The organism is Cupriavidus sp. SK-4 (genome assembly GCF_000611125.1).
Taxonomy (GTDB): domain Bacteria; phylum Pseudomonadota; class Gammaproteobacteria; order Burkholderiales; family Burkholderiaceae; genus Cupriavidus; species Cupriavidus necator.
Map to the genome: position 1 here is coordinate 136,207 of NZ_JFJW01000089.1, position 6,105 is coordinate 142,311.

At 64.1% G+C, this 6,105-nt stretch carries 4 protein-coding genes and 1 pseudogene; all 5 read right to left on the minus strand.

Features of this window, described 5'->3' with window-relative positions; all coding sequences use genetic code 11:
* Positions 1–78 precede the first annotated feature (78 nt).
* Positions 79–447 (minus strand): 30S ribosome-binding factor RbfA, encoded by a 369-nt coding sequence (rbfA, locus tag CF68_RS19420; RefSeq protein WP_010809484.1) that lies wholly within the window; start codon positions 445–447, stop codon positions 79–81.
* Between the two features lie 60 nt (positions 448–507).
* Positions 508–3,396 carry a translation initiation factor IF-2 gene (gene infB / locus CF68_RS19425; RefSeq protein WP_035821812.1) on the minus strand — a complete coding sequence of 963 codons (2,889 nt, stop codon included), beginning with the start codon at positions 3,394–3,396 and terminating at the stop codon, positions 508–510.
* A gap of 91 nt (positions 3,397–3,487) precedes the next feature.
* A complete protein-coding gene (nusA, locus tag CF68_RS19430) occupies positions 3,488–4,963 on the minus strand; it encodes a transcription termination factor NusA (protein WP_035821814.1) in 1,476 nt (491 codons plus the stop codon).
* Positions 4,960–5,448 (minus strand): ribosome maturation factor RimP, encoded by a 489-nt coding sequence (rimP, locus tag CF68_RS19435; protein WP_035821816.1) that lies wholly within the window; start codon positions 5,446–5,448, stop codon positions 4,960–4,962. The genes nusA and rimP overlap by 4 nt, the downstream gene beginning before the upstream one ends.
* A gap of 301 nt (positions 5,449–5,749) precedes the next feature.
* Positions 5,750–6,105: pseudogene (locus tag CF68_RS38475) on the minus strand (23S rRNA pseudouridylate synthase B); the annotation flags it as partial.

A 6,105-nucleotide genomic window follows, 5' to 3' on the forward strand; every position in this document is an offset into this window, starting at 1 on the left:
ACGGCGATGCGGCGCGGATGGCGGCAACGTAAACGTAGTGGCCGCGAAACCCATGCCAGGGCGGCATGGGCACCGGCTTCAGTCGTCTTTCGAACGCGTTGCGTTCGCTTCGTTGATCAGCTTGGACATCTCGATCGCATGTTCGACCGAGGTATCGTGGAAGAAGCGCAGCGTCGGCACGGTATGGATGTGCAGGCGCTTGTACAGCAGCGAGTGCAGGTAGCCGGCCTTTTCGTTCAGGATGGCTTCCGCCTCGGCGGCTTCGGCGCCCAGCACGGTGAAGTACACCTTGGCGTGCGCATAGTCGGGCGTCAGCGCGACCGACTGCAGCGTGACCAGGCCGAGGCGCGGGTCGCGCAGTTCGCGCTGGATCATCTCGGCCAGGTCCTTCTGGATCTGGTCGGAGATGCGGAGATTGCGGGAGGAGATGCTGCCTTTCTTGGCCATTCAATACTGTCTAGTCGAGATGACAACGGCAGGCCGAAGCCTGCCGTTGCTTGCGACGCCTTACAGCGTACGCGCCACCTCTGTGATTTCGTACACCTCGAGCTGGTCGCCTTCCTGAACATCATTGAAGTTCTTGATCGACAGACCGCACTCAAAGCCTTGCTTGACTTCCTTGACGTCGTCCTTGAAGCGCTTGAGCGAATCCAGCTCGCCGTCGTGGATGACCACATTGTTGCGCAGCACGCGCACCAGCGAGTTGCGCTTGACCATGCCGTCGGTAACCATACAGCCGGCCACCGCACCGATCTTCGGCACGCGGAACACCTGGCGCACCTCTACCTGGCCGATGGTGGTCTCGCGTTTCTCCGGCGCCAGCATGCCCGACATTGCCGCCTTGATCTCGTCTACCGCATCGTAAATGATGTTGTAGTAGCGGATATCGATGCCGTTGTGCTCGGCCAGCTTGCGCGCACCAGCGTCGGCACGCACATTGAAGCCGATGATGACCGCCTTCGAAGCCGTCGCCAGGTTGACGTCGGATTCGGAGATGCCACCCACGCCGCCATGCACGATCTGCACGCGCACTTCGGCGGTCGACAGCTTCTGCAGCGACTGCACCAGCGCTTCCTGCGAACCCTGCACGTCGGCCTTGACGATCAACGGCAGCGTCTGCACTTCGCCTTCGGCCATCTGCTCGAGCATGTTCTCCAGCTTGGCGGCCTGTTGCTTGGCCAGCTTCACGTCGCGGAACTTGCCCTGGCGGAACAGCGCGATTTCACGTGCCTTGCGCTCGTCCGGCAGCACCAGCACTTCTTCACCGGCGGCAGGCACTTCCGACAGACCCTGGATTTCCACCGGGATCGACGGGCCGGCTTCCTTGGTCGGCTTGCCGTTCTCGTCCAGCATGGCACGCACGCGGCCGTAGGCGCTGCCAGCCAGGACCACATCGCCACGCTTGAGCGTGCCGCTGCTGACCAGGATGGTTGCGATCGGGCCCTTGCCCTTGTCGAGCTGGGCTTCCACCACCAGGCCCTTGGCCGGGGCATCCACCGGAGCCGTCAGTTCCAGCACTTCGGCTTGCAGGAGCACTTGCTCGAGCAAGTCTTCCACACCGGTACCCATCTTGGCGGAAACCGGCACGAACGGCGAATCGCCGCCGTATTCTTCCGGCACCACCTGCTCCGCCACCAGTTCCTGCTTGACGCGGTCCGGGTTGGCATCGGGCTTGTCGATCTTGTTGATCGCCACGACGATCGGCACACCGGCAGCCTTGGCATGCGCAATGGCTTCCTTGGTCTGCGGCATCACGCCGTCGTCGGCGGCCACCACCAGGATCACGATATCGGTTGCCTTGGCACCGCGGGCACGCATGGCCGTGAAGGCCTCGTGACCCGGGGTGTCCAGGAACGTAATCACGCCGCGGTCGGTTTCCACGTGGTAGGCACCGATGTGCTGGGTAATCCCGCCGGCTTCGCCCGCAGCCACCTTGGTGCGGCGGATGTAGTCCAGCAGCGAGGTCTTGCCGTGGTCGACGTGACCCATCACGGTCACCACCGGCGGACGCGGCAGGAGCTCGGCGTCGGGGTGTTCCTCACCGCCCACCACCAGCAGCGCTTCCGGATCGTCCAGCTTGGCGGCATACGCCTTGTGGCCCATTTCTTCCACCACGATCATGGCGGTTTCCTGGTCCAGCACCTGGTTGATGGTCACCATCTGGCCGAGCTTCATCATCTGCTTGATGACCTCGGACGCCTTGACGGCCATCTTGTGAGCCAGGTCGGCCACCGAGACGGTTTCCGGCACGTGCACTTCACGCACCACCGGCTCGGTCGGCGCCTGGAAGTTGCTGCGGCTGTCGTCATGCTGCTGCTGCCTGCCGCCGCGGCCACGCGGGCCACCGCGCCAGCCGCCCACGCCACCCGAGGTATCGCCGCGGGTCTTCAGGCCGCTGCCCTTCTTGCGGCTGCTGTCGTCCTGCCAGCCCGCCTTCACGACCTTGCCCTTCTTGTCGGCGGTTGCCGTGGTCGTGGTCGTGGTGGCCGGCTTCTTTTCGTCCTTCTTCGCTTCCGTGGTCGCACCGGCCGGCTTCACCGGCTTGTGCAGCGTACCGGTCTGCTCGGCCTTCTTCTCTTCAGCCTTGCGCTCGGACGGCGCCTTCAGCACGCGGGGCGGGGCGTTCAGCATCTGCTGGATCGCACGGGCCTCGGCTTCGGCAGCCTCGCGGCGCTTGCGCGCGGCGACTTCCTGCTCGGCGCGCGCCTTGTCGGCGGCAGCCTTGGCTTCGTCGGCAGCCTTCTGCGCCTCGGCGCGTTCGGCGGTGACGCGTGCCTTCTCGTCCTCTGCCTTCTTGCGCGAGGAATCCTCGTTGGCCTCGGTCACGGCGCGCGACGCGGCAGCCTCTTCCTCCGCCTTGCGGGCGGCGAGTTCGGCCTGGCGGCGCTGTTCAGCCTCCAGCGCTTCCTGGCGGGCGCGGCGCTCGGCTTCCTCGCGCTCGGCTGCCTCGCGGGCGGCCTTGGCTTCAGCTTCCTGGCGCGCGAGCAGTTCGGCCTGCTGGCGTTCTTCCTCGTCGCGGCGAACTTCCTCGACAGCATCGACGACAGGCGCCTGGGCTTCGGCCGCGTCGGCCTGGGCATCGGGCGCAGCTTCGTCGCGCTTGATCAGCACGCGCTTCTTGCGCACTTCCACCTGGACCGTGCGGGTCTTGCCAGTGCCATCGGACTGGCGGATCTCGGAGGTTTCGCGCTTGGTCAGTGTGATCTTCTTGCGGGAGCTGTCGTCGGCCTGGCCGTGCGAACGCTTCAGATAGTCCAGCAGCCTGGTCTTATCCGATTCCGTGATGATGTCTTCTGGCGTCGCTTTGCCCACCCCAGCCGCCTGCAATTGTTCCAGCAGGGCAGCTGCGCTGCGACTCAGTTCTGCGGCCAGTTGGGCAACTGTTGTGCTTGCCATTCAAACCCTTTCAATGCTTGGTTTCTACGTCGGGACAAATCGTTGCGGAAAGCGCGCCCGGGCCAGGTGTAGGCCGGCCCGGCCGTGTCCCTCAGTTGAACCAATGTTCCCGTGCTTTCATGATCAGCGACTTGGCTTCTTCCTCGCTGACACCGGTCATCTCGACCAGCTCGTCCACGGCCAGTTCGGCCAGGTCGTCACGCGTATGGATATCGCCTTCGGCCAGCTTGCCGATCAATTCCGGGTTGAGGCCGTCGAGCGAGCGCAGGTCCTGCGACACCTCTTCCACCTTTTCTTCCCGGGCCAGTTCCATCGTCAGGAGCGCATCACGCGCGCGATTGCGCAGCTCGTTGACGGTGTCTTCGTCAAAGGCCTCGATCTCCATCATTTCACTGATGGGGACATAAGCCACTTCTTCCAGCGTGGAGAAGCCTTCCTCGATCAGGATGTCGGCAACTTCCTCATCCACGTCCAGCTTGGACATGAACAGCTTGCGCACGACATCGCTCTCTTCGGCCTGCTTCTGCGCCGACTCTTCCTGCGTCATGATGTTGATCTGCCAGCCGGTCAGCTCCGTCGCCAGGCGTACGTTCTGACCGCTGCGGCCGATCGAGACGGCGAGGTTTTCCTCGTCGACCACCACGTCCATGCTGTGCTTCTCTTCATCGACCACGATCGACTGCACCTGTGCCGGTGCCAGCGCGCCGATCACGAACTGCGCCGGGTCTTCCGACCACAGCACGATGTCCACGGCCTCGCCGCCGATCTCGTTACGCACCGCGGTGACGCGGGTACCGCGCACGCCGACGCAGGTGCCGATCGGGTCAATGCGCTTGTCATGCGCGACCACGGCGATCTTGGCGCGCACGCCCGGATCACGGGCAGCCGCCTTGATTTCCAGCAGGCCCTGCTCCATTTCCGGCACTTCGTTCTCGAAGAGCTTGATCAGGAACTCGGGCGCGGTGCGCGACAGTTCAATCTGCGGGCCGCGCGCGGCGCGGTCCACATTCAGGATATACGCACGCACACGGTCACCGGTGCGCAGGTTTTCCTTGGGGATGATCTGGTCGCGGGCCAGCAGCGCTTCCACGCGGCCGGACTCGACGATCAGGCCCTTCTTGTCGGCACGCTTGACCGTGCCGGTCATGATCTTCTCGCCGCGATCCAGGTAGTCGTTCAGGATCTGCTCGCGCTCGGCGTCGCGGATGCGCTGCAGGATCACCTGCTTGGCAGCCTGCGCACCGATGCGGCCGAACTCGACCGACTCGATCTGCTGCTCGATAAAGTCACCCAGCTCGATGCCGGGGGTTTCATCGCGGGCTTCGAACAGCAGGATCTGCTTGTCCGGCTCTTGCAGGCCCAGCTCGTCGGGAACGACCAGCCAGCGGCGGAAGGTTTCATGCTCGCCCGACTCGCGATCGATCGCGACACGGATATCCACGTCTTCCTCGAAACGCTTCTTGGTGGCCGAGGCGAGCGCCGCCTCCAGGGCACCGAATACCACATCCTTGTCGACGTTCTTCTCACGCGCAAGCGCATCGACGAGCAACAGAACTTCGCGGCTCATTGCTTGTTCCCTTTTCTTTGATTTCCTTTGAAGTCGATCACCGGCACCAGGCGTGCCTTGTCGACATCGGATACGGCAAATTCCAGCAGCGCCGGGCCATCTTTGCCTTCGAACTCCAGGCCAATCTTCTCCTCGCCCGCCGCGCCGTTGGGCTCGCGCAGGATGCCTGTGAAGTTCTTCTGTCCGTTGACGGGCAGGCGCAGCGTCACGCGCACCTCCTCGCCGGCAAAGCGGACGTAGTCGGCCAGCTTCTTCAGCGGCCGGTCCAGTCCGGGCGACGAGACCTCGAGGCGTTCATAGTCGACGTTCTCGACCGTGAACACATGGGTGAGCTGGCGGCTCACCTTTTCACAATCCTCGATGGCAATGCCGGTTTCAGGCTGATCGATATAGACACGCAGCAATCCGGCCGGGGCACGCTCGAGCTCGACCAGCTCATATCCCATGCCGCTTAGGGTGGTTTCGATCAAATCTGCCAGATGCACTGTTATCCCGAGTAATGGCCATCAACACCGTGGCAGGCAAACCCGCCGGTGCCGTCCGGGACGACCCTGCTGCAGCCCTGCCTGTCCGCCACCCCCCCGCTCTAGCGGAGAGAACCGAAAAACGGGCGAACCAAAAAAAAATGGGCGCAATGCCCATCATTCGCCCATCCTCGACGAGGATGGCTTTTTGAATAGACTTGAATTATACGCGGATTATGTCGAAAAGGCAAAAGCCAGACATTTCCGTTCACTGATTGCGGCGCTGGCGGGCATTCAGCCCGCTATGCGCCGCAATCAGCGCTTATCGGTTGCCGCCGCGGTTGCCACCACGGTTGCCGCCGCCACCGCCACTACCGCCGCGCGGGGAACGGTTGCCGCCTGGTTTTGACGCCTTCGGCATCACATTGCCGTTGGCTTCGCCGCCGCTGCGACGCGGCTTGCCCTGACCCTGGCCGCCCAGACCGCCCTGGCCACCCTGACCGCGCATGCCACCCATGCCGCCCATGCCGGCGCCACCGCGCCCCTGGCGTGCGCCAGTGCCGCGCCCGCCGCTCAGGTTGGCCGCGTGCGAGGTCAGCAGCGTGGGCCCGTGGGTGATATAGCCCATCGAGGTCTTCATCGGATCCGGCTGGCTGCTGCGGCCGCCGCTACCGCCCC

Coding starts and splice junctions, on each gene's coding strand:
- rbfA (WP_010809484.1), bottom strand. CDS start 447: ATGGCCAAGAAAGGCAGCATCTCCTCCCGCAATCTCCGCATCTCCGAC.
- infB (WP_035821812.1), bottom strand. CDS start 3,396: ATGGCAAGCACAACAGTTGCCCAACTGGCCGCAGAACTGAGTCGCAGC.
- nusA (WP_035821814.1), bottom strand. CDS start 4,963: ATGAGCCGCGAAGTTCTGTTGCTCGTCGATGCGCTTGCGCGTGAGAAG.